General features: G+C 71.4%; 29 protein-coding genes. 15 read left to right on the top strand and 14 right to left on the bottom strand.

Annotated features, from left to right (window positions below):
• Window positions 1-44: 44 nt before the first annotated feature.
• The gene (locus ACZ4VT_RS06095; protein ID WP_467947047.1) at window positions 45-836 is read left to right on the top strand and encodes a class I SAM-dependent methyltransferase; all 792 of its coding nucleotides are present in this window, start codon (window positions 45-47) and stop codon (window positions 834-836) included.
• A gap of 104 nt (window positions 837-940) precedes the next feature.
• On the opposite strand, the gene ACZ4VT_RS06090 is transcribed toward ACZ4VT_RS06095, so the two are convergent.
• The 3 genes from ACZ4VT_RS06090 to ACZ4VT_RS06080 are packed head-to-tail and all read right to left on the bottom strand — an operon-like array spanning window position 941 to window position 3,648.
• A complete protein-coding gene (locus tag ACZ4VT_RS06090; RefSeq protein WP_351583417.1) occupies window positions 941-1,705 on the bottom strand; it encodes an amino acid ABC transporter ATP-binding protein in 765 nt (254 codons plus the stop codon).
• The gene (locus ACZ4VT_RS06085) at window positions 1,705-2,646 is read right to left on the bottom strand and encodes an amino acid ABC transporter permease (protein ID WP_467947045.1); all 942 of its coding nucleotides are present in this window, start codon (window positions 2,644-2,646) and stop codon (window positions 1,705-1,707) included. Before ACZ4VT_RS06085 ends, ACZ4VT_RS06090 begins: the two co-directional genes overlap by 1 nt.
• Before the next feature lie 39 nt (window positions 2,647-2,685).
• Complete coding sequence (locus ACZ4VT_RS06080) at window positions 2,686-3,648, bottom strand: ABC transporter substrate-binding protein (RefSeq protein ID WP_467947043.1); 963 nt, start codon at window positions 3,646-3,648, stop codon at window positions 2,686-2,688.
• A gap of 526 nt (window positions 3,649-4,174) precedes the next feature.
• Between ACZ4VT_RS06080 and ACZ4VT_RS06075 the strand changes: the two genes are divergently transcribed.
• The 4 genes from ACZ4VT_RS06075 (at window position 4,175) to ACZ4VT_RS06060 (ending at window position 7,350) form a co-directional block, all read left to right on the top strand.
• Window positions 4,175-5,377, top strand: coding sequence for an NAD(P)-dependent malic enzyme (locus ACZ4VT_RS06075; RefSeq protein WP_467947041.1), 1,203 nt, complete (start codon window positions 4,175-4,177; stop codon window positions 5,375-5,377).
• 166 nt (window positions 5,378-5,543) lie between these two features.
• Entirely contained in the window at window positions 5,544-6,506 is a 963-nt protein-coding gene (locus ACZ4VT_RS06070; RefSeq protein ID WP_467947039.1) for a zinc-binding dehydrogenase, read from the top strand.
• A gap of 62 nt (window positions 6,507-6,568) precedes the next feature.
• The gene (locus ACZ4VT_RS06065) at window positions 6,569-6,778 is read left to right on the top strand and encodes a helix-turn-helix domain-containing protein (protein WP_030013034.1); all 210 of its coding nucleotides are present in this window, start codon (window positions 6,569-6,571) and stop codon (window positions 6,776-6,778) included.
• On the top strand, window positions 6,778-7,350 hold the full coding sequence (locus tag ACZ4VT_RS06060) for a Clp protease N-terminal domain-containing protein (protein WP_467947037.1): 573 nt from the start codon (window positions 6,778-6,780) through the stop codon (window positions 7,348-7,350). The genes ACZ4VT_RS06065 and ACZ4VT_RS06060 overlap by 1 nt, the downstream gene beginning before the upstream one ends.
• Before the next feature lie 260 nt (window positions 7,351-7,610).
• Here the strand turns inward: ACZ4VT_RS06060 and ACZ4VT_RS06055 are convergent, their stop codons facing one another.
• The 3 genes from ACZ4VT_RS06055 to ACZ4VT_RS06045 all read right to left on the bottom strand — a co-directional run bounded on the left by ACZ4VT_RS06055 (window position 7,611) and on the right by ACZ4VT_RS06045 (window position 10,657).
• Window positions 7,611-8,543, bottom strand: coding sequence for a PadR family transcriptional regulator (locus ACZ4VT_RS06055; protein ID WP_467947035.1), 933 nt, complete (start codon window positions 8,541-8,543; stop codon window positions 7,611-7,613).
• A 1-nt stretch (window position 8,544) separates the two neighbouring features.
• Entirely contained in the window at window positions 8,545-9,534 is a 990-nt protein-coding gene (locus tag ACZ4VT_RS06050; RefSeq protein WP_467947033.1) for a DUF4097 family beta strand repeat-containing protein, read from the bottom strand.
• A 190-nt stretch (window positions 9,535-9,724) separates the two neighbouring features.
• Window positions 9,725-10,657 (bottom strand): LysR family transcriptional regulator, encoded by a 933-nt coding sequence (locus ACZ4VT_RS06045; protein WP_467947031.1) that lies wholly within the window; start codon window positions 10,655-10,657, stop codon window positions 9,725-9,727.
• 210 nt (window positions 10,658-10,867) lie between these two features.
• Here ACZ4VT_RS06045 and snpA point away from each other — a divergent pair, with 210 nt between their 5' ends.
• Window positions 10,868-11,536, top strand: a complete 669-nt coding sequence (gene snpA / locus ACZ4VT_RS06040; RefSeq protein WP_467947029.1) for a snapalysin — start codon at window positions 10,868-10,870, stop codon at window positions 11,534-11,536.
• Window position 11,537: 1 nt separating this feature from the next.
• Here the strand turns inward: snpA and ACZ4VT_RS06035 are convergent, their stop codons facing one another.
• From ACZ4VT_RS06035 to ACZ4VT_RS06015, 5 genes are all read right to left on the bottom strand, one after another.
• Window positions 11,538-11,741, bottom strand: coding sequence for a hypothetical protein (locus ACZ4VT_RS06035; protein ID WP_467947027.1), 204 nt, complete (start codon window positions 11,739-11,741; stop codon window positions 11,538-11,540).
• A gap of 52 nt (window positions 11,742-11,793) precedes the next feature.
• The gene (locus ACZ4VT_RS06030; RefSeq protein ID WP_467947025.1) at window positions 11,794-12,378 is read right to left on the bottom strand and encodes a dihydrofolate reductase family protein; all 585 of its coding nucleotides are present in this window, start codon (window positions 12,376-12,378) and stop codon (window positions 11,794-11,796) included.
• Between the two features lie 123 nt (window positions 12,379-12,501).
• Window positions 12,502-13,095, bottom strand: coding sequence for a GNAT family N-acetyltransferase (locus ACZ4VT_RS06025; RefSeq protein WP_362797169.1), 594 nt, complete (start codon window positions 13,093-13,095; stop codon window positions 12,502-12,504).
• Window positions 13,096-13,211: 116 nt separating this feature from the next.
• Window positions 13,212-14,255, bottom strand: coding sequence for a family 2 encapsulin nanocompartment cargo protein polyprenyl transferase (locus tag ACZ4VT_RS06020; protein WP_467947023.1), 1,044 nt, complete (start codon window positions 14,253-14,255; stop codon window positions 13,212-13,214).
• A gap of 5 nt (window positions 14,256-14,260) precedes the next feature.
• Entirely contained in the window at window positions 14,261-15,667 is a 1,407-nt protein-coding gene (locus tag ACZ4VT_RS06015) for a family 2B encapsulin nanocompartment shell protein (protein WP_467947021.1), read from the bottom strand.
• A 235-nt stretch (window positions 15,668-15,902) separates the two neighbouring features.
• On the opposite strand from ACZ4VT_RS06015, the gene ACZ4VT_RS06010 reads away from it, so the two are divergent.
• The 3 genes from ACZ4VT_RS06010 (at window position 15,903) to ACZ4VT_RS06000 (ending at window position 18,446) form a co-directional block, all read left to right on the top strand.
• Window positions 15,903-16,358 (top strand): RrF2 family transcriptional regulator, encoded by a 456-nt coding sequence (locus tag ACZ4VT_RS06010; RefSeq protein WP_351583385.1) that lies wholly within the window; start codon window positions 15,903-15,905, stop codon window positions 16,356-16,358.
• A 172-nt stretch (window positions 16,359-16,530) separates the two neighbouring features.
• Complete coding sequence (locus tag ACZ4VT_RS06005; RefSeq protein WP_467947192.1) at window positions 16,531-17,727, top strand: globin domain-containing protein; 1,197 nt, start codon at window positions 16,531-16,533, stop codon at window positions 17,725-17,727.
• A gap of 128 nt (window positions 17,728-17,855) precedes the next feature.
• On the top strand, window positions 17,856-18,446 hold the full coding sequence (locus ACZ4VT_RS06000) for an N-acetylmuramoyl-L-alanine amidase (protein ID WP_467947019.1): 591 nt from the start codon (window positions 17,856-17,858) through the stop codon (window positions 18,444-18,446).
• Window positions 18,447-18,494: 48 nt separating this feature from the next.
• On the opposite strand, the gene ACZ4VT_RS05995 is transcribed toward ACZ4VT_RS06000, so the two are convergent.
• Window positions 18,495-18,689 carry a superinfection immunity protein gene (locus tag ACZ4VT_RS05995; protein WP_467947018.1) on the bottom strand — a complete coding sequence of 65 codons (195 nt, stop codon included), beginning with the start codon at window positions 18,687-18,689 and terminating at the stop codon, window positions 18,495-18,497.
• Between the two features lie 130 nt (window positions 18,690-18,819).
• Here ACZ4VT_RS05995 and ACZ4VT_RS05990 point away from each other — a divergent pair, with 130 nt between their 5' ends.
• Entirely contained in the window at window positions 18,820-19,728 is a 909-nt protein-coding gene (locus ACZ4VT_RS05990; protein ID WP_467947016.1) for a 1-aminocyclopropane-1-carboxylate deaminase/D-cysteine desulfhydrase, read from the top strand.
• A 127-nt stretch (window positions 19,729-19,855) separates the two neighbouring features.
• Here the strand turns inward: ACZ4VT_RS05990 and ACZ4VT_RS05985 are convergent, their stop codons facing one another.
• A complete protein-coding gene (locus tag ACZ4VT_RS05985; protein ID WP_467947014.1) occupies window positions 19,856-21,436 on the bottom strand; it encodes a Na+/H+ antiporter in 1,581 nt (526 codons plus the stop codon).
• A 55-nt stretch (window positions 21,437-21,491) separates the two neighbouring features.
• Here ACZ4VT_RS05985 and ACZ4VT_RS05980 point away from each other — a divergent pair, with 55 nt between their 5' ends.
• From ACZ4VT_RS05980 to ACZ4VT_RS05970, 3 genes are all read left to right on the top strand, one after another.
• The gene (locus ACZ4VT_RS05980; protein ID WP_467947012.1) at window positions 21,492-21,752 is read left to right on the top strand and encodes a UBP-type zinc finger domain-containing protein; all 261 of its coding nucleotides are present in this window, start codon (window positions 21,492-21,494) and stop codon (window positions 21,750-21,752) included.
• A 202-nt stretch (window positions 21,753-21,954) separates the two neighbouring features.
• On the top strand, window positions 21,955-22,368 hold the full coding sequence (locus tag ACZ4VT_RS05975; protein WP_030012703.1) for an ATP-binding protein: 414 nt from the start codon (window positions 21,955-21,957) through the stop codon (window positions 22,366-22,368).
• Window positions 22,369-22,385: 17 nt separating this feature from the next.
• Window positions 22,386-23,387, top strand: coding sequence for an RNA polymerase sigma factor SigF (locus ACZ4VT_RS05970; protein WP_384345305.1), 1,002 nt, complete (start codon window positions 22,386-22,388; stop codon window positions 23,385-23,387).
• Window positions 23,388-23,408: 21 nt separating this feature from the next.
• Here ACZ4VT_RS05970 and ACZ4VT_RS05965 read toward each other — a convergent pair whose 3' ends face one another.
• Window positions 23,409-23,858, bottom strand: a complete 450-nt coding sequence (locus ACZ4VT_RS05965; RefSeq protein WP_030709865.1) for a hypothetical protein — start codon at window positions 23,856-23,858, stop codon at window positions 23,409-23,411.
• Window positions 23,859-23,942: 84 nt separating this feature from the next.
• Between ACZ4VT_RS05965 and ACZ4VT_RS05960 the strand changes: the two genes are divergently transcribed.
• Together ACZ4VT_RS05960 and ACZ4VT_RS05955 are read left to right on the top strand one after the other, a co-directional pair.
• On the top strand, window positions 23,943-24,908 hold the full coding sequence (locus tag ACZ4VT_RS05960; RefSeq protein WP_467947010.1) for a diacylglycerol/lipid kinase family protein: 966 nt from the start codon (window positions 23,943-23,945) through the stop codon (window positions 24,906-24,908).
• Between the two features lie 324 nt (window positions 24,909-25,232).
• Window positions 25,233-25,490, top strand: coding sequence for a WhiB family transcriptional regulator (locus ACZ4VT_RS05955; protein ID WP_003953983.1), 258 nt, complete (start codon window positions 25,233-25,235; stop codon window positions 25,488-25,490).
• Window positions 25,491-25,555: the final 65 nt, after the last annotated feature.

The raw sequence follows: 25,555 nt of genomic DNA, 5'->3' as shown, positions 1-25,555 counted from the left end.
TAACGGCTGAGGCGTCTTCGAGGGTATTACGTACGGAGGGGTTCGTGGTGGCGAATACGACGAATGCGACAGATACAGATACGGCTACCGGCACGGGGTACTGGCAGGCCTGGCAGGACAGCTGGGACCGGCAGCAGGAGTGGTACATGCCCGACCGCGAGGAGCGGTTCCGGGTGATGCTGGACATGGTCGAGGCCCTGGTCGGACCCACCCCCCGGGTGCTGGATCTCGCGTGCGGTACGGGAAGTATCACGGACCGCGTCCTCAAGAGGTTCCCGGGAGCCACCAGTACGGGCGTCGACCTCGACCCCGCGCTGCTGACCATCGCCGGGGGCCACTTCGCCGGGGACCCGCGGGTCACCTTCGTGACCGCCGACCTCAAGGACCCGGACTGGCGGGCCGCCCTCCCCCACGACTCGTACGACGCGGTCCTGACCGCCACCGCCCTGCACTGGCTGCACAGCGACGATCTGTCCGTCCTGTACGGGCAGCTCGCGCCGCTGGTCGCCCCGGGCGGGGTGTTCATGAACGCCGACCACATGCCCGACCCGGCCACCCCGCGCATCGACGCCGCCGAGCACGCCCACCGGCACGCCGGCATGGACCGGGCGAGGAGGGCCGGCGCGGTGGACTGGCGCGAGTGGTGGGAGCTGGCCGCCGCGGACCCGCTCCTCGCGGAGCCGGTGAAGGAGCGCTTCGCGATCTACGGGGAGCACGCTGACGGCGACACCCCGCCCGAGGCCTGGCACACCGCCGCCCTGCTGGGAGCGGGCTTCGCGGAGGCCCGTACCGTCTGGCGCTCCCCCTCGGACGCGCTGGTCCTGGGTCTGAAGTAGGGACGTGACCGGGCACGTGTGAGGGGCGGTACGGGAATCCCGTACCGCCCCTCACCTGTCCGCCGGTGCCGGCCGGGCCACCAGAGCGCCGGAGCGCCGGAGCCCTAGAGCACCTTGGACAGGAACGCCTTCGTGCGGTCGTGCTGCGGGTTGCCCAGCACGTCGCGCGGGTTGCCCGACTCCACGACCACGCCGCCGTCCATGAAGACGAGGTTGTCGCCGACCTCGCGGGCGAAGCCCATCTCGTGGGTGACCACGATCATGGTCATGCCCGATTCGGCGAGGTCGCGCATGACGTCGAGGACGTCGCCGACCAGCTCCGGGTCGAGGGCCGAGGTGGGCTCGTCGAAGAGCATCAGCTTCGGCTCCATGGCGAGCGCGCGGGCGATCGCGACGCGCTGCTGCTGACCGCCGGAGAGCTGGCTGGGGTAGTTCCCGCCCTTGTCGCCGAGGCCCACGCGGTCCAGCAGCTTGATGGCGCGCTCGCGCGCCACCGCCTTGGACTCGCCCTTGACCATGACCGGGGCTTCCATGACGTTCTCTATGGCCGTCATGTGCGGGAACAGGTTGAAGCGCTGGAAGACCATGCCGATGTCCCGGCGCTGGGCCGCGACCTCGCTGTCCTTCAGCTCGTAGAGCTTGTCGCCCTTCTGGCGGTAGCCGACGAGCTGCCCGTCGACGTACAGCCGTCCGGCGTTGACCTGCTCCAGGTGGTTGATGCACCGCAGGAAGGTCGACTTGCCGGAGCCGGACGGGCCGACCAGACAGAAGACCTCACGCGGGGCGACCTCCAGGTCGATGCCCTTGAGGATGTGCGCCGCACCGTAGGACTTGTGGACGCCCTCGGCCTTCACCATGGCAGTCGTCATCAGGCCACCGCCTTGCGGTTCGAGAAGCTGGAGAGTTTCGCCTTGATCTTCTGCAGCGGCGTGGGCGGCAGCGAGCGGAGCGCACCGCGGGCGTAGCGGCGTTCCAGGTAGTACTGGCCGACGCTGAACACGCTGGTCAGGGCGAGGTACCAGATCGAGGCGACGAAGAACATCTCCATCACCGCGAACGACGTGGACGCGATGTCCTGGGCCGCGCGCAGCAGGTCGAAGTACTGCACGGCGACGACGAGCGACGAGGTCTTGAGCATGTTGATGAACTCGTTGCCCGACGGCGGCACGATCACCCGCATGGCCTGCGGCAGAACGACGCGGCGCATGGTCTGCAGGCGGGTCATGCCGAGCGCGTGCGAGGCCTCGGTCTGGCCCTCGTCGACCGACTGGATGCCGGCCCGGACGATCTCCGCCATGTACGCGCCCTCGTTGAGGCCGAGGCCCAGCAGGGCGGCCAGGAAGGGCGTCATGACCTGGGTCATCTCGTCCTTGTAGAACCCGAGGTTCAGGATCGGGAAGATCAGGGCGAGGTTGAACCAGATGAGGAGCTGGACGTAGACCGGGGTGCCGCGGAACAGCCAGATGTAGAACCAGGCGATGGTGCTCGTCACCGGGTTCTTCGAGAGGCGCATGACGGCGAAGAGGACACCGAGCACCAGGCCCAGGGCCATCGAGGCGACGCTGATCCAGATCGTGTTGCCGACGCCACGGAGGATGGTGGGGTCGAACAGCTTCTCCGGCACGGTCGCCCAGCGCACGTTGCCCTGCGAGAAGGCCATCGCGAGCGCCACGACCAGGCCGATGACGACCACGGCGCTGATCCAGCGGCCGTAGTGGCGAACCGGAATGGCGCGGATCGCCTCGGGGGGTACGGCCCCGGCCGGCGGGGTGTCCGCCGGGTCCGGGACCTTGTCGAGCTTGTCAGTCACAGTGACTGCCCTTCAGTGTGCTGCGGTGGTACGCGGAGGTCAGGAACCGGCGTTGATCTTGGCCTCGGTCACGGCGCCGGAGCCCGCGTTCCACTTGTCGAGGGCGGCCTTGTACGTGCCGTCCTTGATGACCGCGTCGAGGGCTTCCTTGAGCGCGTCGCGCAGCTCGGTGTTCTTCTTGTCCACCGCGATGCCGAAGAGGCCCGCGTCGGTCGGGTTGGCGATGGCCTCGAAGTCGTTGCCGCCGCCCGCGGTCTGCGCGATGTACGCGGCGACCGGGGAGTCGTTCAGGTCCGCGGCGGCGCCGCCGGCCTTCACTCGGGTCTGGGCCTCGGCGTCGGTCGGGAAGGACTCGATCTTGAGCTCGCCCTTGCCGTCCGTCTTGCACTTCTCGGCCTGGGTCTTGGCCGACTCCTCGTACGTGGTGCCGCGCTGCACGGCGACCGTCTTGCCGCACAGGTCGTCGAGGGTCTTGATGCCCTGCGGGTTGCCCTTCTTGACCAGGATGCCGGTCGAGGCGGAGAAGTAGTCGACGAAGTCGACACCGGCACCGGTCTTGGCGCCCTTGTCGTCCAGGCCCTCCTGACGGGCCTTGGTGTCGGTCAGCGAGGACATGACCAGATCGCTGCGACCCGTCTGCATGCTGCCGATCAGGGTGTCGAAGGTGCCGGACTCGAACTTGAACTGCACGCCGAGCTGCTTGCTCAGGGCCGCCGCGATGTCGGGGTCGACACCGACGATCTTGCCGCCCTCGGTGAACTCCATCGGCGCGTAGGTGGCGTCCGTGCCGACCTTGATGACACCGGCGTCCTGGATCTTCTTCGGGAGCTTGGAGAAGAGCGGGGCGCTGGTGTTGTTCGCCGCACCCGACGGGCTGGTGGAGGCCTTGTCGGTCTGGTCACCACAGCCGGTGAGGATCAGGGCGCCCGCGACCGCGATCGCGCCGACCGCGGCGATCCGGGACCGTGCGGCGGTCGTACGACGGGTGGTGCTAGCGGTCATGGCTTGGTTCCTCCGGCAGTGGTGGAAAAGCATCGAAAAACGGTCGGGCACGCACCATCGAGTGTCGCGACCTCGTGTGATTACGGCATCTTGCCATTCGGACTGAGACATTCAGGGTGCCCGTCAGGTCAAAATCGCATAACGGGCGGTGGGGGTAGCCCAACAGGACTGCGGACAACGGCGCTCGAGACCGCAGAACCTGCCGTGACCTGGCCTTTTCACCGCAGTTTCTACGGAGCGTCTCGCCTGCCGGACAACAAGGTTTGGACTTTTCGCCAAAAGTGGGGCAACCGACCTACGATTGAGCGGGAATCGACTCGTCTGGGCGAGCGTTCTTCGGGTAGAACAGATCCTTACACCCCTCATCCGGGGCTCAGGGCGCGCGTGCGGCGCGCCCGCGCGTACGAACCTCCCCTCCGCGGAGACGGGCCAACCGTCGATGCGGAGTACGGACGCGGTGCCCGCCCACCCCTTAACCAGGAGTGGTCACCCTCAACGATTCAAAGGACTTAAGGGGTCACACACAGTGGCAGCGGAGATCATCAACCCTCGCAGCGACAGCGTCACGGACAACAACCCGGACGCGGTGTTCGCGCTGCACCGGGGCGGCAAGATGGCCATCCAGGCCACGGTGCCGGTCAACGACAAGGACGACCTGTCCCTCGCGTACACGCCCGGCGTGGCGAAGGTGTGCAGCGCCATCGCCGAGCAGCCGGAGCTGGTGAACGAGTACACCTGGAAGTCCAACGTGGTCGCCGTCGTCACCGACGGCACGGCCGTGCTCGGACTCGGTGACATCGGCCCCGAGGCCTCCCTCCCCGTCATGGAGGGCAAAGCCATTCTCTTCAAGCAGTTCGGTGGTGTGGACGCGGTTCCGATCGCGCTCGCCACCAAGGACACGGACGAGATCATCGAGACGGTCATCCGCCTCGCTCCGTCCTTCGGCGGGGTCAACCTGGAGGACATCTCGGCCCCCCGCTGCTTCGAGATCGAGCGGCGCCTCCAGGAGGCGCTGGACATCCCGATCTTCCACGACGACCAGCACGGCACGGCCATCGTGACGCTGGCCGCGCTGCGCAACGCCGCCAAGCTCACGGGTCGCACCCTCGGCGACCTGCGCGCCGTCATCTCGGGCGCGGGCGCGGCGGGCATCGCCATCGCCAAGATCCTGGTGGACGCGGGCATCGGCGACGTCTGCGTCACCGACCGCAAGGGCGTCGTGTCGGCGGACCGCTCCGACCTGACGGACGTCAAGGCGGAGATCGCGGGCCTGACCAACACGACCGGCCAGACCGGTTCGCTGGAGCAGGCCCTCGCCGGCGCGGACGTCTTCATCGGCGTCTCCGGCGGTACGGTCCCGGAGGAGGCGGTGGCCTCGATGGCGAAGGACGCCTTCGTCTTCGCCATGGCCAACCCGAACCCGGAGGTCCACCCGGACGTCGCGCACAAGTACGCGGCGGTCGTGGCCACGGGCCGCTCGGACTTCCCGAACCAGATCAACAACGTGCTGGCGTTCCCGGGCATCTTCGCGGGCGCCCTCAAGGTGCGCGCCACCCGGATCACCGAGGGCATGAAGATCGCCGCCGCCGACGCCATCGCCGGTGTCGTGGGTGACGAGCTCGCCGCCGACTACGTGATCCCGTCGCCGTTCGACGAGCGCGTCGCGGAGGCCGTCGCCACGGCGGTGGCCGCCGCCGCGAAGGCCGACGGCGTGGCCCGCCTGGCCTGACCGCCGCGCGAGCAGTTGTACGGGCAGAGGCCCGGCCGGATCCCTCCGGCCGGGCCTTCGCTTTTCTGACGCGGCACTCGCGTGGCGGGGCGGCTGAGACGAAGACCTCAGGCGGGCGGTTCCCGAGGGGCTGGAACCCGGCCCTACCGAGCGGTAGCGTCGCGGCATGTTCGCTGCCTACGCCGCCCGAATCGACCGTGACCAGCCGCTGAACGGCCTTGTGCTGGGCGACCGCCCGGCACCGGAGGCCCGGCCCGGCTGGGTGACCGTGAACGTCAAGGCCGCCTCCCTCAACCACCACGACCTGTGGTCGCTGCGCGGGGTGGGTCTCGGCGAGGAAAGACTGCCGATGATCCTCGGCTGCGACGCCGCCGGGATCGACCAGGACGGCAACGAGGTCGTCCTGCACTCCGTGATCGGCCAGAGCGGCCACGGGGTCGGCCCCGACGAGCCGCGCTCGATCCTGACCGAGCGCTACCAGGGGACCTTCGCCGAGCAGGTGACCGTCCCCGCGTGGAACGTCCTGCGCAAGCCCGCCGAGCTGACCTTCGAGGAGGCCGCCTGCCTGCCGACGGCCTGGCTGACGGCGTACCGGATGCTGTTCACCAACGCCGGGGTCCGCCCCGGGGACTCCGTACTCGTCCAGGGCGCCGGCGGCGGGGTCGCGACCGCCGCGATCGCCCTCGGCAAGGCGGCGGGCCTGCGGGTCTTCGCCACCAGCCGGGACGAGGCCAAGCGCAAGCGGGCCGTGAAGCTGGGCGCGGTGGAGGCGTACGAGCCGGGCGCGCGGCTGCCGCAGCGGGTGGACGCGGTGATCGAGACGGTGGGCGCGGCCACCTGGTCCCACTCGGTGAAGTCCCTGCGCCCCGGCGGCACCCTGGTGATCTCCGGCGCCACGAGCGGCGACCGCCCGGCGCACGCCGAGCTGACCCGGATCTTCTTCCTGGAGCTGAAGGTGGTCGGCTCGACGATGGGCTCGAAGGACGAGCTGGAGGACCTGCTGTCCTTCTGCGCGACGACCGGGCTCCGGCCGGTCATCGACGAGGTGCTGCCGCTGGACCGGGCGCGCGAGGGCTTCGAGAAGCTGGAGGCGGGCGACCTCTTCGGGAAGATCGTCCTCAAGCCGTAGGCACGGCACCGATCCGTCAATGAAGGTTGACAACACCTCCCGCGTCAACCTAAATTGACACCATGACGGAAGCAACCGATCTCGCCGAGCGGGCCGGTGACCGCGATCCGCGTGTGGGCCTGCGTGCCGTGGCCGCCCTCCGCAGGCTGCTGGAGCAGCTGGAGGCCGTACAGGTACGCAGTGCCCGCGCGCAGGGGTGGTCCTGGCAGGAGATCGCGGCCGAGCTGGGCGTCAGCCGGCAGGCCGTGCACAAGAAGTACGGGAGGCTTTGATGTTCGAACGCTTCACGACCGACGCCCGGAACACGGTGACGGGGGCGGTGACCGAGGCCCGGCGGGCCGGGGCCGCCACCGTCACCGAGGAGCACCTGCTGCTCTCCCTGCTGGAGCTGGGGGCCCTGGACCGGCTGGGAGTGGACCGCGCGGCGGTGGCCGCCGATCTGACGGCGGCCCGCCGCCGGGGCGGCATGTCCCGGGCGGACGAGGAGGCACTGGCCGGGCTCGGCATCGACCTCACGGAGATCGTCTCCCGCATCGAGGAGACCCACGGCGAGGGCGCGCTCGCGGCCCCCGCACCGCGCAGGCGCACCCTGCGCGCCTCGCTCCGCTCGGCCCTGGGCCGCGCCGAGCCGGACGACCGCGCCGGCAGCTACCACGTCCCCTTCACCGAGGGGTCGAAGAAGGTCCTGGAACAGTCCCTGCGCATCGCCCTGGGCCGCAAGGACAACCACATCGGCGCCCTGCACCTCCTGTTGGCCCTGCTCTCCCGCCCCGGCACCGTGTCCGAGGTCCTGACGGACCACGGCATCACCTACACCACAGCCGAAACAACCCTGGCCGCCTGACCCTCCAGCCCCGCCACATCCAGCCCCACCGGCATTTGAGCGCGGGCCCAGGGCGGGGCCCCGACCTTCCACCTCCGCCGCACCATCCAGCCCCGCCGGCGTTTGAGGCGCGGGGCCCGGGGCGGAGCCCCGATCATTCAGCCCCGCCGGCGTTTGAACCGCGGCGCCCGGGGCCGAGCCCCGATCATTCAGCCCCGCCGGCGTTTGAGGCGCGGGGGCTCGGGGGCGGAGCCCCCGCAGCCGCGCGGCAGCCGAGCCTCCTACCCCGCCCGCAGCGTCGCCCGCAGCCGGGCCACCGCCGCCGCGAGCCCCGCACGGACCTCGGCCACCTGCGCCGCACTCACCCCGTGGTCCCGCGCAGCATCCCGCACCTCGTCGCGGAAGCGGTCCAGCAGCCGGTCCAGATCCCGCGCCGGGTCAGCGCCGGGCGCCAGATCCTCGGCCCAGCCCGCATCGGCTTCGGCTTCGGCCTCGGCCTCGGCCGCCGAAGCCGGAGCCGGAGCAGTCGGCGCGGCCGCAGGCCCCGGCCCCGGCGCCGGCCCCGCACCGCCACCGAGCCACGCCCCCGCCAGGCTGCCCAGCACGCCACCGGACCTGGCGAACTGTTCCTGCAGCTGGACCGCTATGCGCTGGACCTCCTCGCGGGCCCGCTCCTGCGCCTCCTTGGCCTGGCGGCGGGCCTGCTGCGCCTCCTCGCGGGCCCGCCGGCTCTCGTCCTTCGCCCGGCGCGCCTGTTCCTTCCACTCCTGCCTCGCCTTGCGCAGTTCCTCCTTGGCAGCCTTCCACGACTCGTCCTCGACCTGGGTCGCGGACGCGGAGGCCGCTTCCCGCAGCTCGCGCCGCAGGTCACCCGCCGCACCGCGGACGTCGTTGCGGATCTCCGCGGCCAGTTCGGTGACCGAGTCGCGGATCTCCAGCTCCAGGTCGGCGAGTTCACCGCTGCGGTCGGCCAGCTCGGCGCGCCCCGCCTCGGTGATGGAGTACACCTTGCGCCCGCCCTCGGTGGCGTACGTGACGAGGCCCTCGGCCTCCAGCTTGGCCAGCCGCGGGTACACGGTGCCCGCGGAGGGGGCGTACAGGCCCTGGAAGCGCTCCTCCAGCAGGCGGATCACCTCGTACCCGTGGCGCGGGGCCTCGTCCAGCAGCTTGAGGAGGTAGAGGCGGAGGCGGCCGTGGGCGAAGACGGGCGGCATGTCAGAGCACCTTCTTGTCGAGCGCGAGCGGAGCGGCGGCGGCGGCGGGCGCGGGGCCATCGGTGGCGTCGGTGGCATTGGCGGCATCGACGTCGGACGGCGGGCGGCGCAGCAGCGCGATGCCGCCGGAGACGGTGGTGGCCCGCAGGGTGCCGGTGCCGGAACCGAGCGTGCCGGTGATCCGCTTGGCTCCGAGCTGGCCGGAGACCCGCAGGTCCTCGAAGGCGTTGGAGACGCCGCCGGTGGCGGTGTTGGCCTCCACACGGGCGTCGGCGGGGTGCGGGAGGCGGATCGCGACCTGTCCGGAGACGGAGTTCAACGCGATGTCCACGGGGCGCGCGGACGCCGGGCCGAGGTCCAGGTCGAGGAGCATGTCGCCGCTGACCGAGTCGGCCCGCACGCTCACGCCCTCGCCGTCGACGACGGTCAGGCCGCCGGACACCGAGTGGAAGCGGAGGTCGCCGGTGACCGACTGGGCCTCGACGCTGCCGGAGACGGTGTGCGCCTTGACCCGTCCGGCGAGCCCGACGAGCGTGGCGTCGCCGGAGACCTCGTTGACCTCGGTGCCGCCGGAGATGCCGGAGACGAAGGCGGTGGCGTCGACCGCGGCCACCTGGACGCGGGTCGCGGCGGGGACGGTGAGGGTGATCGCGGCGCTGCGCTCCCAGGCCTTGCGGCCGGCGGCGGAACCGGACCACGCCTTCCACGGCTTGGACTCGAACCACTGCTTCAGGCCCTGGGCACCGTTCCAGGGCACGTCCTCGTAGGAGACGGTGAGGGTGCCGCCGTCCTGCACCACGTACAGCGGCGGTCCGTCGACCTCGGTGACCTCCAGGCGGGCCGGGCCCTCCTCGGCGGCGACCACGTTCACCGTGCCGCTCACGACGCGTACGCGGAGGTCGGTCACCGGCGCCTCGAAGGTGACTTTCTGCGGTTCGGCGACGTGCCAGGTCGACTGCGAAGGCGACGGCCGGGACGACTGCTCTGCCATGGTGCTGATCCTCCTCGTGCGTTCACGGACCGGACTCGACGCACGCAACATATCGCGTCTTCTGAGTAACACGATATATCGCGGTTGGGGGAAGTCAAGCCTGTGCGCAGGCATGCCGAAAACGCCGGCGAGGCCGGGAAATCCGGTCTCGCCGGCGTTCGGCGCGGGTCAGGTCGCGGGCCCGGGCGCGTCAGGCCGCCAGCAGGGGGCTCGCGTGGTGGTGGAGCCAGGCGCGGTACGGGGGCGTGCGCAGGGCCGCCTCGCGATAGGCGGCGCGGAGGTCCTCGTAGACCTCCGCGTGCGCGCCGGGCCGGGTCGCCAGCAGCAGGCGTACGGCGAGGGGGTCCCCCGACAGCGGCCGGATCGCCATGTCGTCGCGCGGCCCGGACGTCGGCTGGCAGGGCGCGACCGCCTCGCCGGAGATGATCAGCGAGGTCGCCGTGTGGTAGTCGGCGTGCAGCACCGGCGGGTCGAGTCCGGCCCCGGCGAAGACCCGCCGCAGCCCGTCCCACTCGCCGTCGACCGACGGGTCGACCATCCAGCGGTCGGCCGCCAGGTCATGTAAGGAGACCACCGCCTGCCCGGCGGCCGGATGGTCCCGGGACATCGACACGAACTGCGGCTCCCGCTCCATCAGCACGTGCAGCTGCAGCCCGGCCGGCACCCGCAGCGGGCTGCCCTCCACCTCGTGGACGAACGCCACGTCCAGCCGGCCCGAGGCCACCATCCGCAGCAGCGCGTTGGCGGAGACGTCCACGACGAGGGAGGTCTCGGTGTCCGGCATCCGCCGGTGCAGCCGCCGCAGCCATCCCGGCAGCGCCCGGCTGGCCGTGGAGCCGATGCTCAGCCGCGGACCGCGGGCCTGCGCCCGGGCCTCGGCGACCAGCGCGGCCATCTCGGCGAGCAGCGGGCGGGCCCGGCCCAGTACGGTCCGGCCGAAGGGGGTGGGCCGGCAGCCGGTCCGCTCGCGCAGGAACAGCTCGCCGTCCAGGGCCCGTTCGATGCGGCGCAGCTGGGTCGTCAACGAGGGCTGGCTCACGCCGAGTTGCCGGGCGGCCTTGTGCAGGCTGCCGGCGTCGGCGATGGCGCACAGTGCGCGCAGGTGCCTGACCTCAAGCTCCATGACCCGAGAGTAGGCCGGTCCCGGTGGACCGCACCAGCCACTGATAGCCCCCCGAATCCCGCCATTCTCACGCTAGTTGGGCTGTCGAAATCTTCCCGATAGGCCGGCGCTATCGGGCAGTGACATCATCCGCCGGACCACGGCGCTCCCGCAGACTCCGGTACCGAACGACCCACCCCCCACGCACCGGACGAGTAGGAGCTCCCCCACATGCGCCACTCCCGTAAGGCCGTTCTGGCCACGACCGTCGGCCTCGGCCTCGCCGCCGCCCTCGGCGTCACCCCCACCGCCAGCGCCGCGCCCGCCCCCGTAGGCAATGCCGCCGGTTACGCCGCGTACGCGGGCTCGCAGGAGAACGAGGCCGCCAACCGCGCCTTCTTCGAGGCCGTGCAGCGCTCGGTCGCCGAGCAGCGTGCCGCGAACCCCGGCGTCCTGGCCGTGACCGTCACGTACAACACGCGCAGCGCGCCCAGCTTCCGCAGCCAGATAGCCCGCTCCACGCAGATCTGGAACAGCTCGGTGAGCAACGTCAGGCTGCAGGAGGTGTCCTCCGGCGGGAACTTCTCGTACCGCGAGGGCAACGACTCACGCGGCTCGTACGCGAGCACGGACGGGCACGGCCGCGGCTACATCTTCCTGGACTACCGGCAGAACCAGCAGTACAACTCCACCCGCGTGACCGCGCACGAGACCGGCCACGTGCTGGGTCTTCCGGACCACTACTCGGGTCCGTGCTCCGAGCTGATGTCGGGCGGCGGACCGGGCACCTCGTGCCAGAACGCCAACCCGAACTCCGCCGAGCGGGCGCGCGTCAACCAGCTCTGGGCCAACGGCTTCGCCTCCGGCCTGGGCGCGAAGGAACTCGCGGTCAAGGGCTGAGTCACCGTCCCTCGGGGTCCAGGTACTCGGGGCATCCCGGGTTCCGGCAGGGGCCCCGGCCCCACACCGGAATGAAGATCCCGAGGGACTTGCGCCGTCTGACCACCGTGTCGACGAGGCTCCCGCACGCCGGGCACGTCTGCTGTTCGTGCCCGGCCTGCGGGGCGACCGTCTCGTGTGCGCGCTGCTGCTGTTCACCGGCCATACCTCCACGGTAGGCCGGTTCGGCGCGTTACGGGGCCCTGGGGCCGGCCGGGTCAGCGCTTGACGGCGTACGAGGCGACCGTCTGGCCGCCGCCGAGGATCTTGACCCCGGTCAGCTCCAGGGGGCGCACCCCGAATCCGGCCCGCGACATCGGCATGCCGGCCCCCAGGAAGAGGGGGTAGGTCTTGACGATGAACTCGTCGATCTCGTCGATCAGCTGGGTGGCGAGGTCGGCCCCGCCACAGAGCCAGATGTCGAGCCCGTCCCGGGCCTTGAGCTCGCGGACCCTGGCCACGACGTCTCCGGAGATCAGCTCGACCTCGGGGTCCGGCGAGGTGGCCAGGGAGCGCGAGACGACGTACTGCCCGGGCAGGTGGCCGTAGGGGCTGGTCATGCCCGCCTTGAGGCCCGGCTCGTACGTGTTCCGGCCCATGAGCACCGCGTCGAAGCGCTTCGGCTCGGCGTCGGCGATTCCGAGGGCGGCGCGTCCCTGGGAGGCGATGGTCTCCGGGTACTCGGCCTTGAGGAATTCGGTGAACTCCGCGTCGAGGTGGGCGTAGAAGAAATCGCCGTCGCCGTCCGGGGCCCCGATGAAGCCGTCGACCGACGTGGCGATGAAGTACGTGAGCTTGCGCAAGCGATTCTCTTCCGTTCGACCGTGCCACCGCATCGGAGGCACGTCGGAGAAAGTACTTCACCTGAAGTGGTTACGCAAGCCCTCATTCGCCCCCGTGCGTCCGCCCGCTCCGCCCCGGCCCGCCTACCCGCGCGGCTTGCGCCACATCGGCCACATCAGCGGGCCCTCCGGCAGTCGCACCGCCTCACCCGTGAAATCCCACCCGAGCCGCTCGTACAGCCCCTTGCTGCGCTCGCTGCTCGCCTCCAGGTACGCCGGCACGCCCTCGCGGTCGCAGCGCTCCAGCACCGGCCGGATCAGCTCGCTGCCGAGCCCCTGCCCCTGCCGGTCCGGGGCGACCGCGATCATCAGCAGGTACTCGTGCTCCTCCGCCGTCGGGTGCACCGCGCCCGTCAGCCGGCCCACCAGTTCGCACCGCTCGTTGTCCGGATCGGCCACCGCGCGCATCCGCGCCGGGATCTCGTCCTCCCCCTCGGGCTCGCCCGCCGGGATCCGCAGCCACAGCGCCGCCGCCGAGCCGTCCACCGCGTAGTCGATCCGGCCTTCGGCCAGCGCCACGTCCACGAAGACGCCGAGGAACTTCCCGTGCACCGCGGCCCGGTGCTCCGGGTCGGGGAAGACCCAGCTGCTCACCGGGTCCGTGCGGAAGGCCTCGTCGAGCAGCCGCGCCACCGCGTCCCGGTCCGACTGATCCGCCTGACGTATCTCCAGCACCACTGGTCACACCCTTCGCTCACGCGTCAACAACCGTGAGCGATCCTAGAGTTGGCGCGGACCCGCGGTAAGGCCCGTTCCGGCACCGTGCCGTGCCGGAACAGGCCTCGGTCGTGCCCTCACCGCGTGCGGCGCGTCACGAACTCCGCGAGTGCCAGCAGCCCGCCCGCCGCCGCGAGGTCCGGCACGGCGCGCGACAGCTGCTGGACCGCCCGCCCCATCCGGTCCGCGGCATGGGCCTGCGCCCAGTCGCGTCCGCCCGCCCGGTCGACCGCGTCCGCCGCGTCGCGCACGTCGTCCCCGGTCATGGGGCCCGCGTACAGCGCGGCCAGTTCCTCCCCCGCCGCGGTGCCCGAGGTGAGGGCGGCCACGACCGGAAGGGACTTCTTGCGGGCGATCAGATCGGCGCCCGCGGGCTTGCCGGTGTGCCCCGGGTCCCCCCAGATGCCGATCAGGTCGTCGATCAGCTGGAAGGCCAGCCCGGCCTCCCGCCCGAAGGCGTCCATGGCGTCCACCTCGTCCGGCCCGGCCCCCGCGTACAGCGCGCCGAGCGCGCACGCACAGCCCAGCAGGGCCCCGGTCTTGGCCGTCGCCATGGTCAGGCACTCGTCGAGGGATACGTTCGGACGCTGCTCGAAGGCGCAGTCCGCCTGCTGGCCGGCGCACAGCTCGATGACGCACGCGGCGAGCCGGGACGAGGCCGCCGCCGAGGCCGGATGCGGATCCTCCGCGAGCAGGCGCAGCGCGAGCGCCATCATGGCGTCCCCGGTGATGATCGCGTCCGGTATCCCGAAGACGGTCCAGGCGGTGGCGCGGCCGCGCCGCCGGACGTCCTTGTCGATGACGTCGTCGTGCAGCAGCGTGAAGTTGTGCGCCAGCTCCACGGCCACCGCCGCCCGTACGGCCTCGTCGGCCCGGCTCGTCCCCGGCCCCGCGAGGGCCTGGGCCGCGGCCAGGACCAGGGCCGGCCGGATGGCCTTGCCGGCGTTGCCCGCGGCCGGGGTGCCGTCCTCGTGCTCCCAGCCGAAGTGGTACATCGCCACGCGGCGCATCCCGCCGGGCAGGCTCTCGACGGTCCGGCGCAGCTCCGGGTTGACCGTGTGCCTCGTCCGTTCCAGGAGGGCGGCGGCCTCCTGGCCCTCACCGGTCGCGGTGGCGTTCACCGTACTCAGCGCCAGCGGCCGATCTCGACGTTCTCCAGCACGCCGAGCGCGTCCGGCACCAGGACGGCGGCGGAGAAGTAGGCGGTGACCAGGTACGAGATGATCGCCTGCTCACTGATCCCCATGAAGCGGACCGACAGGCTCGGCTCGATCTCGTCCGGGATGCCCGGCTGGTGCAGGCCGATGACGCCCTGCTCGTCCTCGCCGGTGCGCATGCACAGGATGGACGTGGTCCGGGCGTCGCTGATCGGGATCTTGTTGCTGGGGAAGATCGGCACGCCGCGCCAGGACGGCACCCGGTTGCCGTTGATCTCCACCGACTCCGGGTAGAGCCCGCGCTTGTTGCACTCGCGGCCGAAGGCGGCGATCGCCTTGGGGTGGGCCAGGAAGAGCTTGGAGCCGCGCCGCATGCTGAGCAGCTGGTCCATGTCGTCCGGGCTGGGCGCGCCGTCGTGCGGCTGGATGCGCTGGTCGTAGTCGGCGTTGTGGAGCAGGCCGAACTCGCGGTTGTTGAGCATCTCGTGCTCCTGGCGCTCGCGCAGCGCCTCGACCGTGAGCCGCAACTGCTGCTCGGTCTGGTTCATCGGGTGGTTGTAGAGGTCCGCGACGCGGCTGTGCACCCGCAGGACCGTTTGTGCAATGGACAGTTCGTACTCGCGCGGGCGCGCCTCGTAGTCCACGAAGGTGCCGGGGAGGACGGCCTCGCCCTGGTGGCCGGCGGAGAGGTCGATCGCGGCCTCGCCGTACTTGTTGGTGCGCTGGGCGGGCAGCGTCCGTACGGTGTCCAGGTGCTCGCGCAGCGAGTCGACCCGGTCGGCGAGCAGCTGGAAGTCCTGGCGGGTCAGGACCAGGGCGGTGCCGGCGGTGGCGGCGCGGGCCGTGTACTCCCAAATCGATTCTTCATCGACCAGGGAGTCCTCGCCGAAGTACGCGCCGTCGGCGACGGTCTGCAGGACCGCGTCGTCCCCGTACGGGCCCGGGCCGATCTGGTCGACGCGGCCGTGGGCGAGCAGGAACACCTGGTCGGCGGGGCTGCCGAAGGCGGTCAGTTCCTGGCCGGCCTCGAAGTCGATCTGCCGGCACCGCTGGGCCAGCTCGCCGAGGACGTCGAGGTCCTCGTAGTCGCGCAGCAGCGGGAGCTCGCCGAGCTCGGCGGGGATCACCTGGACCTGGGTGCCGGTCTTGATGAACTCGACGACGCCGTTGCCGACCGAGTAGCTCAGCCGGCGGTTGACGCGGTACGTGCCGCCCTGAACCGAGACCCACGGCAGCATCCTCAGGAGCCACCGGGAGGTGATCTCCTGCATCTGCGGCGCGGACTTGGTCGTGGTTGCCAAGTTCCGCGCGGCCGTCGTCCCAAGACTGCGCTGCGGCGCCTGGGCCTCGGGTTCGGAACCTGCCTGGACCGACATGTATTTCCCTTTCGATCACTCCATGGATCTGCGGGATCAGCCTTTCAGTACAGAACGTGATGGGACCATTACACAAAAGGGTGGGACTACTCCGTCCGGGTGCGGGGCACCCTTTCGGCCCCCCTCCTCCCCCAGGCGCCTCGCGAGCCCCTCGCATCCCACCGTTTTCGGCCAAGCCGCTCCCGCTCACTCGGCTTAATTTGCAGACAAGATGCAAGTTTTCTACGGTGGGCCCATGCGGCTGACCCGATTCACCGACCTGGCACTGCGCGTCCTCATGCGCCTGGCGGTCGAGGAGAGCGAACTCCCGACCACCCGCGACGTGGCGGCGACGATGGAGGTCCCGTACACCCATACGGCCAAGGTGGTCGCCAGGCTGCAGCACCTCGGGCTGGTCGAGGCCCGGCGCGGCCGCGGCGGCGGGCTGACCCTGACCTCCGCCGGGCGGGCCGCCTCGGTGGGCGGGGTGGTGCGCGAGCTGGAGGGCGCGGGCGACGTCGTGGACTGCGACGGCACCACCCCCTGCCCGCTGCGCGGCGCCTGCCTGCTGCGCGGGGCCCTGCGCAGGGCCCAGGAGGCCTTTTTCGCCACACTGGACCCGCTGACGGTGAACGACTTGGTGGCGGCCCCCACGGGACCGCTCCTGCTGGGCATTTCCGGCCGGGCGCCGACGGGGGCCGACGGGCCCTGACCACCCCGGCCGGATGGCCGGTTCCCGCCGTCCGGCCGCCCGCGAGGACCGGCCCCGCCGGGATCTCGAACAGAAGTCCGCACGGCCGACACCCCCCACCGGCCCCCATCTTTCCGTCACCATAAATGCGCATCTCACATACCAATTCATGCAGCGCACGCGAGGAGTCACGATGCTGTCCGAGAAGTCGGCCGCGACCGTACGAGCCACCCTGCCCGCCGTGGGGGCGGCCCTCGGCGAGATCACCGAGCTCTTCTACTCGAAGCTCTTCGCGGCCCATCCCGAGCTGATCCGGGACCTCTTCAACCGGGGCAACCAGAACGCCGGCCTCCAGAAGCAGGCGCTCGCCGGGTCCATCGCCGCCTTCGCGGTCCACCTCGTCGAGCACCCGGACACCCGCCCCGACGTGATGCTCGGCCGCATCGCCCACAAGCACGCCAGCCTGGGCGTCACCCGGGAGCAGTACGCGGTCGTCCACGAGCACCTCTTCGCGGCCATCGCGGAGACCCTCGGCGAGGCGGTCACCCCCGAGGTCGCCCAGGCCTGGGACGAGGTCTACTGGCTGATGGCCGGCGCCCTCCTCGCCATCGAGGAGCGCCTGTACGCCGAGCGGCAGGTGACCGCCGGGGACGTGTGGCGGGAGTGGACGGTCGCCGACCGGACGCAGGAGACGGCCGACTGCGTCACCTTCCGGCTGGCCCCCGCGGACGGCGCCCCCGCGCCCGCGTTCAAGCCCGGCCAGTACGTCTCGGTCCAGGTCGAACTCCCGGACGGCGCCCGCCAGATCCGCCAGTACAGCCTGTCCACCTCGCCGGGCTCGCCGGTCCGCGCGATCACCGTCAAGCGGGTCCACGGCCCGGCCGCCGCGGGCCCCGACGGCGAGGTCTCCCACCACCTGCACGCCCGCGTCCGCACCGGCGACACCCTGCGCGTCTCGGCCCCGTACGGCGACCTCGTCCTGCGGGACTCCACGGCCCCGGTCCTGCTCGCCTCGGCCGGGATCGGATGCACCCCGATGCTCTCGATGCTGGAGCACCTGGCCGACACCGGGCACGCCGCCCCGGTGACGGTGCTGCACGCCGACCGCTCCCCCGCCGACCACGCGCTGCGCGCCGACCACCGGGCCCTGACGCACAAGCTGGCCGAGGCCTCGGCCCGGTTCTGGTACGAGGAGGCGGCGGAGCCGGGTGACGGCGAGGGCCGCATGGACCTGTCCGCCGTCCCCGTCGCCCCCGGCACCCACGCCTACCTGTGCGGGCCGCTGCCCTTCATGCGGGCCGTGCGCGAACAGCTGATCGCCCAGGGCGTGCCGGCCCGCGACATCCACTACGAGGTGTTCGGCCCGGACCTCTGGCTCGCTTACCCGTGAGCCGTGTCCGGATCGGCTCGCTCGCCGTACGAAAACACTAGCCGCGGAAGGCCTGCCTCCACTAAACCGTAGCGTGATGAGACGAACACACAGGGTGTCCGTCCCGCACCGCAACGAAGGAGGCGGCCATGGCCGCACCCATGTCCGCGGACCGGTTCATCGACGCACTCCGGCACGAAGGCCTGACCGTCGTCGAGGTCGGCGCCTGGCGCACCCACAACCGCAACCACAAGGGGCCGTGGGGCCCGGTGCACGGGGTGATGATCCACCACACCGTCACCCGTGGCACCCCGTACACCGTCCAGCTCTGCCGGGAGGGCCACAGCGCCCTGCCGGGCCCGCTCTGCCACGGCGTGATCGCCAAGGACGGCCGGGTCCACCTGGTCGGCTACGGCCGCGCCAACCACGCCGGCCTCGGCGACTCCGACGTCCTCGCGGCGGTGATCGCGGAGAAGCGGCTCCCCGCGGACCACCAGGCCGACACCGACGGCAACCGCCACTTCTACGGCTTCGAGTGCGAGAACCTCGGCGACGGCGAGGACCCCTGGCCCGCCGTCCAGCTCGACGCCGTCACCCGCGCGGCGGCGGCCCTCTGCCGGGTCCACGGCTGGACCGCCCGCTCGGTGATCGGCCACCTCGAATGGCAGCCGGGCAAGGTCGACCCCCGGGGCTTCACGATGGACTCGCTGCGCGCACGCGTCGGCGAGCGCCTGAAGTAGCCGGGCCGCCGTCCCCGGCGCCGCGCCGGGGACGACGGCGCAGCCTCGCTACCTGCTGCGCGCCGCCATGGCGAGCGCGATCACCCAGCCCACGACGGACCACCCGAAGAACAGGTTGACCACCAGCACGGAGCCCTTGTTCGGCACTCCCCGGCCGAAGGCGACAGCAGTCGGAATGAAATAGGCGAGGACGATGAACAACAGCCCCACCACGCCGAACGGAATCGCATCACTGCTGCCCATGAATCCCCCACCGACAACGGAATATGACGCCTCATCATCACCGATTCCCCCCGGCACGTGAAGAACCTCTCGTCCCCCGACGGGCTCCTCTCCTCCCGCGCCACGGAGCCGACCGGCCCACAATGGACGGGTGAACCAGCCCGCGCACCGTGATGTGCTCCTGCAGCCGCGACCGCCGTCCCCGCTCGTCGAGGCGCCGGACGAGCGGTTCGGGGCGTACGGCGTACGGCTGGTGCTGAAGCGGGACGACCTCGTCCATCCGGAGCTGCCGGGCAACAAGTGGCGCAAGCTCGCGCCGAACCTGCGGGCCGCGGTGGAGGCGGGGCACGACACGCTCGTCACCTTCGGCGGGGCGTACTCGAACCACCTGCGGGCCACCGCGGCCGCCGGGCGGCTGCTGGGCCTGCGGACGGTGGGCATCGTGCGCGGCGACGAGCTCGCCCGGCGGCCCCTGAACGACTCCCTCGCCCGCTGCGCGGCCGACGGCATGCGGCTGCACTTCGTCTCCCGTGCGGAGTACCGCGGCAAGGCGGAGCCGCGGGCACTGGCGCGGCTGGTGGACGGGGCGGGCGCGGGCGACGCGTACGTGGTCCCCGAGGGCGGCAGCAACGCCCTGGCCCTGCACGGCTGCGCCGGGCTCGGCCGCGAGCTGCGGGGCGCGGCCGACGTGGTGGCCGTGGCCTGCGGCACCGGCGGGACCCTGGCGGGCCTGGCGGCCGGTCTGGCCCCGGGGCAGCGGGCGCTCGGCGTACCGGTCCTGGCGGGCGGCTTCCTGGACGCGGAGATACGTTCCCTCCAGCGGGCCGCCTTCGGTGGCCGGGCCGGCGACTGGTCCCTGGCCGAAGGGTTCCACCACGGCGGCTACGCCCGTGTCCCGGCCGCCCTGGAGTCCTTCGCCGCCGACTTCGAGTCCCGTCACGGGCTCGCGGTGGAGCGGACCTACGTGGCCAAGCTGCTCTGGGCCCTGGCCGGCCTCACGGCCTCCGGCGCCTTCCCCCGCGGCACCACCCTCGCCGCGGTGATCACCGGCCGGCCGTAGCCGCTCCGCCGTACCGGCGGCGCCTGACCCGCAGGCGGGGCCGGAGGGGCTCCCGCCCCGCCTGGCTCCGGTTCGGCCGCCCCCTGGCCTCGCCGGGCAATCCGGCACGGGAGCGGCACGGGGCACGTCACGTCGCCTCGCGGTACGCCGCCGCCTCCTCCAGGTCCAGCCGGCGCAGCAGGACCCGCAGCATCTCGTCGTCGATCCGCCGCTGGTCCCGCAGCGTGACGAAGACCTCCCGCTCCGCCTCGATCATCTCCCGCGCGAGCCGCCGGTAGATGTCGTCCGCGGATTCCCCCGTCAGCGGGTTGACCTCGCCCAGCCGTTCCCACACCGCGTTGCGCCGACGCTCCAGCACCGTCCGCAGCCGCTCCGCCAGCGGCGGCGGCAGGGTGCTGTTCTCCGGCTCCTCCAGCAGCTCCGCCAGCCGCTCCTCCGCCGCGCGCGAGGCCTCGCTCTGCGCCTGCGCCTCCGCGAGCGTCTCGGCCTGCACGTCTCTCGGCGGCAGCTTCAGCGCCCTGATCAGCGGCGGCAGCGTCAGCCCCTGCACCACCAGCGTCCCGATGACCGTCGTGAAGGTCAGGAAGAGGATGAGGTTCCGGTGCGGCACCGAGTTCGGCACCGAGAAGGCGATGGCCAGCGAGACCACTCCGCGCATCCCGGCCCAGCCCACGATCACCGGGGACTTCCAGTCGGTGTCCGTCTCCCTCGCCCGGATCCGGTCGGAGACCCAGCGCGGCACGAAGGTCGCCGGGAACACCCACAGGAACCGGGCCACCACCACCACGAGGAACACGGCGATCGCGTACCAGGCCGCGTGCAGGCCCTCGTACTCGTCCAGCCCCTTCAGGACCACCGGCAGCTGGAGACCGATCAGCGCGAAGACCACCGACTCCAGCACGAAGGCGACCACCTTCCACACCGCCTCCTCCTGGAGCCGGGTGGCGAAGTCGACCTGCCAGTTCCGGTGCCCGAGGTACAGCGCGACCACGACCACCGCCAGCACTCCGGAGGCGTGCACGCGTTCGGCCGCCGCGTAGGCCACGAAGGGGATCAGCAGCGAGAGCGTGTTCTGGAGCAGCGGCTCCTTGAGCCGCTTGCGCAGGTGGTGGATCGGCACCATCAGCACCAGGCCGACGCCCACGCCGCCCACCGAGGCGAGCAGGAACTCCGCGATCCCGCCCGCCCAGCCGGCGCTCACCCCGACCGCGGCGGCCAGCGCCACCTTGTAGGCGGTGATCGCGGTGGCGTCGTTGACGAGGGACTCGCCCTGCAGGATGGTCGTCATCCGGTTCGGCAGCCCGAGCTTGCGGGCGATCGCGGTGGCGGCGACCGCGTCGGGCGGCGCGATCACCGCGCCCAGCACCAGGGCCACCGGCACGGACAGGCCCGGCACCAGCAGGTACGCCGCGTACCCGACGGCGAGCGTCGCGAAGAGCACGTAGCCCACCGACAGCAGCGCGATCGGCCGGATGTTGGCCCGCAGGTCCAGGTACGAGCTGTCCACGGCGGCCGTGTAGAGCAGGGGCGGCAGCAGCAGCGGCAGCACGATGTGCGGGTCGAGGGTGTACGAGGGCACGCCCGGGAGGTATCCGGCCAGCAGGCCCACGGCGACGAGCATCAGCGGCGCGGGCACGGGCGTCCGGCGGGCCAGCCCCGCGACGGCCGCGCTGCCCGCGACGAGCCCGACCAGCGGCAATACCTCCATCGAAGATCCACCCTCATTCGTCGCGTGTCCGCACCGCGGCCCTACGCTGGTCATCATGAGCGAGTGCACCCACGTTGCCGAACTGCCGCGCCCCGAGCCGATCCCGTCTGCACAGACCTGTCCCGAATGTCTGGCCCTCGGCAGTCATCCCGTGCAACTGCGGATGTGCCTCGGGTGCGGGTACGTGGCCTGCTGCGACTCCTCCCCCTACCGGCACGCCACCGCACACCACCGGGAGACCGGTCATCCGGTCATGCGGAGCTTCGAACCGGGCGAGACCTGGCGATGGTGTTTTGTCGACGGTTCGATCGTCTGAGGCGGGGTAGGTCAACCCTCCGCCGGTTCCCCCGATTTGAGCCCCGCAGACCCCTAGCCACTGTGCGTACCCATGGGCTTACCATCAGTCACTGGCCGCAGGCGGGTGTCCAAGCGGGCGCCACGAGGGGTGCCGCGACACGATCACCCGGATCGCGATAGCGTCACCGGCGAACAGAGCTCGTACCACCTTGGAGGTGAGGGTGTCCCAGATCGCAGGCGAGCCCGGGACTCAGGACTTCGTGGAAGTCCGGCTGCCCGCTGCGGGTGCCTACCTGTCGGTGTTGCGCACGGCCACGGCCGGTCTCGCAGCACGTTTGGACTTCACCCTCGACGAGATCGAGGACCTCCGCATCGCGGTGGACGAGGCCTGCGCGATCCTGCTCCAGCAGGCCGTGCCCGGCTCCGTCCTCAGTTGCGTGTTCCGGCTGATCGACGATTCGCTGGAGGTGACCGTCTCGGCGCCCACCACCGACGGACGCGCACCGGAGCGTGACACGTTCGCGTGGACGGTCCTGTCGGCACTGGCCGGCAAGGTCGAGGCCACGGTCGAGGAGAACCGGACGGTGAGCATCAGCCTCTACAAACAGCGCGGCGCGGGACCAGGCCCGGCGTGAGCGGCGGGGAGATCCCGGTGCGGGGCGGGGATCGGCCCCGGGTACGGCACGAGGTCGACGGCGGCATCCCGGAGCAGCAGCACGCCCGGCCGCACCCGGCTGACGCGGATGCGGAAGACGGCTTTTTGGACTCGGCGGAGCGACGGGCGGGCCCTATGAGCGAGAACCAGCACGACCAACCACAGCCACCGGAGGCCGCGGCCCCCGTGGCGCCGGCGGCGCCGGCGGCGCCGGTGTTCCCGGTGACCCCGGCGCTGCCGGATCCGCGCGACCGCAGCGGCGCGCGGGCCCTCTTCATCGAGCTGCGGGCGCTGCCCGACGGGTCGGCGGAGAAGGCAGAGCTGCGCAACCGGCTCGTACGGATGCACCTGCCGCTGGTCGAGCACCTGGCCAGGCGCTTTCGCAACCGGGGTGAGCCGCTGGACGACCTGACCCAGGTCGCCACCATCGGCCTCATCAAATCGGTGGACCGGTTCGACCCCGACCGCGGGGTCGAGTTCTCCACGTACGCCACGCCCACGGTGGTCGGCGAGATCAAGCGCCACTTCCGCGACAAGGGCTGGGCGGTTCGGGTGCCCCGGCGGCTGCAGGAGCTGCGGCTCTCGCTGACGACGGCCACGGCCGAGCTCTCCCAGCAGCACGGCCGCTCCCCGACGGTGCACGAACTGGCCGAACGGCTGGGGATCTCCGAGGAGGAGGTGCTGGAGGGGCTGGAATCGGCCAATGCCTACAGCACGCTCTCACTGGACGTCCCGGACACCGACGACGAGTCGCCGGCGGTCGCGGACACCCTGGGCGCGGAGGACGAGGCGCTGGAGGGCGTCGAGTACCGCGAGTCCCTCAAGCCGCTGCTGGAGGGCCTGCCTCCGCGGGAGAAGCGGATCCTGCTGCTTCGCTTCTTCGGCAACATGACCCAGTCGCAGATCGCCCAGGAGGTCGGCATCTCCCAGATGCACGTCTCCCGGCTGCTGGCCCGCACCCTGGCCCAGCTCCGCGAGAAGCTGCTGGTGGAGGAGTAGGACCAGGCGCCGGACGTCCGGTTATCGGGCCTGCTCGCCGGGCCCGATACCGAGTGCCTCGGTGGCCGTCGGGTTCACCAGGAGGGCCACGACGGCCACCGCCGCCACGGCCAGGGCCACCGCGGCGGCGATCATCGCGCCGCCGGTGCTGTAGAGGGTCCAGGCCACCGGCAGCGCCATCAGCTGGGTGATCAGCGCCGGGCCGCGGCTCCAGCGGCGGCCCAGGCGCAGCCCGCGGGCCGCGATCAGCGGCAGCGCGGCGAGGGCGAGCAGGGTGATCCCGCCCGTCTCGGCCTGCTGCGGGGAGTCGGGGTCGCCGGCGATGCCGACGAACAGCATGTAGACGCCGAGGCCGGCCAGTGCCAGACCTTCCAGCGCGGTGAGCGCGGCGGCGGCGGTCAGCCGGCCGGGCAGCCCGGCGGGCGGTGCGACGGTGGGGGCGGGGGCCTGCGCAGGCTGCTTCTTACTCACTCCAGCAGGGTAGCGGCGGGCCCCGGACCCCGGAGGGGACGGGCAGTAGGGTCGGCGGGAGAAGGGGTGGGTAGTCTGGCGCTCATGCGTGCACTTCTCGTGGCCAACCCAGCAGCGACGACCACCAGTGCGCGCACGCGCGATGTCCTGACCCATGCCCTGGCCAGCGAGATGAAGCTGGAGGCGGTGAGCACCGAGTACCGGGGGCACGCCCGGGACCTGGGGCGCAAGGCCGCGCACGAGGGGCTCGATCTCGTCGTCGCGCTCGGCGGCGACGGCACGGTCAACGAGGTGGTCAACGGGCTCCTGCACGACGGGCCCGATCCGGACCGGCTGCCCCGGCTCGCGGTGGTGCCCGGCGGATCCACGAATGTGTTCGCGCGCGCCCTGGGGCTGCCCAACGACGCGGTCGAGGCGACCGGCGCCCTGCTGGACGCGCTGCGCGAGCAGCGGGAGCGGACGGTGGGGCTGGGCCTGGCGGCCGGCACCCCGGGCACGGAGGACGAGTCGGTCCCCGCGCGCTGGTTCACCTTCTGCGCGGGCTTCGGCTTCGACGCGGGCGTGGTGGGGCGGGTCGAGCAGCAGCGGGAGCGCGGCAAGCGTTCGACGCACGCTCTGTATGTACGACAGCTGATGCGCCAGTTCTGGGAGGAGCCGAACCGGCGGCACGGCACGGTCACGCTGGAGCGCCCGGGAGCGGATCCGGTGACGGATCTGGTGCTGTCGATAGTGTGCAACACCTCACCGTGGACGTATCTGGGTAATCGTCCGCTTTATGCCTCTCCGGAGGCGTCGTTCGATACCGCGCTTGACGTATTGGCGCTCGACCGTTTGTCAACTCCGGCCGTCGCGCGCTACGCGACACAGCTCCTGACCTCCACTCCTGAGCGGGGTCCGCACGGCAAGCACGCGGTGTCTCTGCACGATCTGACCGACTTCACCTTGCATTCGAAGGTGCCCCTTCCGTTCCAGATGGACGGAGACCACCTCGGACTGCGGACCAGCGTTCGGTTCACAGGCGTACGCCGTGCACTGCGTGTGATTGTGTGAGTGGAAGGGCCGGAAGGCCTTTCACTCGAACGTTTACACGCCGGTCCACCCTCACGATGTAGGGCTGTGACCTAGTAGACACCGACGAATCAAAAAAAACTTTCCGGAAGGGGTTGTATCCCCGTCCGAGGTTTGCGAATCTCTTCATGGCGATCGGGACAGCCCGCACAACCCGGCACCCACACAGATCGCCAGAACCCCTCCACGAATCTCTGACTGATCACCCGCGTGAAACCGGGCGGTCGACCTTCCCTCACGGGGGGATTCGTGAAAGCGTTCACATTCACAAGCAAAGTGCCCGCAATACAAGGAGATGGAGCAGCCATGGACTGGCGTCACAACGCCGTTTGCCGCGAGGAAGACCCGGAACTCTTCTTCCCCATCGGCAACACCGGTCCTGCGCTGCTGCAGATCGAGGAAGCCAAGGCCGTCTGCCGCCGCTGCCCCGTCATGGAGCAGTGCCTGCAGTGGGCGCTCGAGTCCGGTCAGGACTCCGGCGTCTGGGGCGGTCTCAGCGAGGACGAGCGCCGCGCGATGAAGCGCCGCGCCGCTCGCAACCGGGCGCGCAACGCCAGCGCCTGACAACGACTTTCGAGCCTCGACGCGCAGCGCGTAGTACCCGAACAAGCGCTCAGCAACGTGCTCTT

The sequence above is a fragment of the Streptomyces sp. NPDC029164 genome (genome assembly GCF_055563995.1).
Note: the sequence above shows the minus strand (reverse complement) of the source record. Positions and strands in the feature narration are given on the sequence as shown.

What these genes read in the sequence shown, in the direction of transcription:
- ACZ4VT_RS06000 (WP_467947019.1), top strand. Translation starts at nt 17,856, where the DNA reads ATGGCCGCACCCATGTCCGCGGACCGGTTCATCGACGCACTCCGGCAC.
- ACZ4VT_RS06045 (WP_467947031.1), bottom strand. Translation starts at nt 10,657, where the DNA reads ATGGAGCTTGAGGTCAGGCACCTGCGCGCACTGTGCGCCATCGCCGAC.
- ACZ4VT_RS05995 (WP_467947018.1), bottom strand. Translation starts at nt 18,689, where the DNA reads ATGGGCAGCAGTGATGCGATTCCGTTCGGCGTGGTGGGGCTGTTGTTC.
- ACZ4VT_RS06010 (WP_351583385.1), top strand. Translation starts at nt 15,903, where the DNA reads ATGCGGCTGACCCGATTCACCGACCTGGCACTGCGCGTCCTCATGCGC.
- ACZ4VT_RS06035 (WP_467947027.1), bottom strand. Translation starts at nt 11,741, where the DNA reads ATGGCCGGTGAACAGCAGCAGCGCGCACACGAGACGGTCGCCCCGCAG.
- ACZ4VT_RS06005 (WP_467947192.1), top strand. Translation starts at nt 16,531, where the DNA reads ATGCTGTCCGAGAAGTCGGCCGCGACCGTACGAGCCACCCTGCCCGCC.
- ACZ4VT_RS06055 (WP_467947035.1), bottom strand. Translation starts at nt 8,543, where the DNA reads ATGCCGCCCGTCTTCGCCCACGGCCGCCTCCGCCTCTACCTCCTCAAG.
- ACZ4VT_RS05960 (WP_467947010.1), top strand. Translation starts at nt 23,943, where the DNA reads ATGCGTGCACTTCTCGTGGCCAACCCAGCAGCGACGACCACCAGTGCG.
- ACZ4VT_RS06080 (WP_467947043.1), bottom strand. Translation starts at nt 3,648, where the DNA reads ATGACCGCTAGCACCACCCGTCGTACGACCGCCGCACGGTCCCGGATC.
- ACZ4VT_RS06070 (WP_467947039.1), top strand. Translation starts at nt 5,544, where the DNA reads ATGTTCGCTGCCTACGCCGCCCGAATCGACCGTGACCAGCCGCTGAAC.
- snpA (WP_467947029.1), top strand. Translation starts at nt 10,868, where the DNA reads ATGCGCCACTCCCGTAAGGCCGTTCTGGCCACGACCGTCGGCCTCGGC.
- ACZ4VT_RS06065 (WP_030013034.1), top strand. Translation starts at nt 6,569, where the DNA reads ATGACGGAAGCAACCGATCTCGCCGAGCGGGCCGGTGACCGCGATCCG.
- ACZ4VT_RS05980 (WP_467947012.1), top strand. Translation starts at nt 21,492, where the DNA reads ATGAGCGAGTGCACCCACGTTGCCGAACTGCCGCGCCCCGAGCCGATC.
- ACZ4VT_RS05985 (WP_467947014.1), bottom strand. Translation starts at nt 21,436, where the DNA reads ATGGAGGTATTGCCGCTGGTCGGGCTCGTCGCGGGCAGCGCGGCCGTC.
- ACZ4VT_RS05955 (WP_003953983.1), top strand. Translation starts at nt 25,233, where the DNA reads ATGGACTGGCGTCACAACGCCGTTTGCCGCGAGGAAGACCCGGAACTC.
- ACZ4VT_RS06060 (WP_467947037.1), top strand. Translation starts at nt 6,778, where the DNA reads ATGTTCGAACGCTTCACGACCGACGCCCGGAACACGGTGACGGGGGCG.
- ACZ4VT_RS06090 (WP_351583417.1), bottom strand. Translation starts at nt 1,705, where the DNA reads ATGACGACTGCCATGGTGAAGGCCGAGGGCGTCCACAAGTCCTACGGT.
- ACZ4VT_RS06050 (WP_467947033.1), bottom strand. Translation starts at nt 9,534, where the DNA reads ATGGCAGAGCAGTCGTCCCGGCCGTCGCCTTCGCAGTCGACCTGGCAC.
- ACZ4VT_RS06015 (WP_467947021.1), bottom strand. Translation starts at nt 15,667, where the DNA reads ATGTCGGTCCAGGCAGGTTCCGAACCCGAGGCCCAGGCGCCGCAGCGC.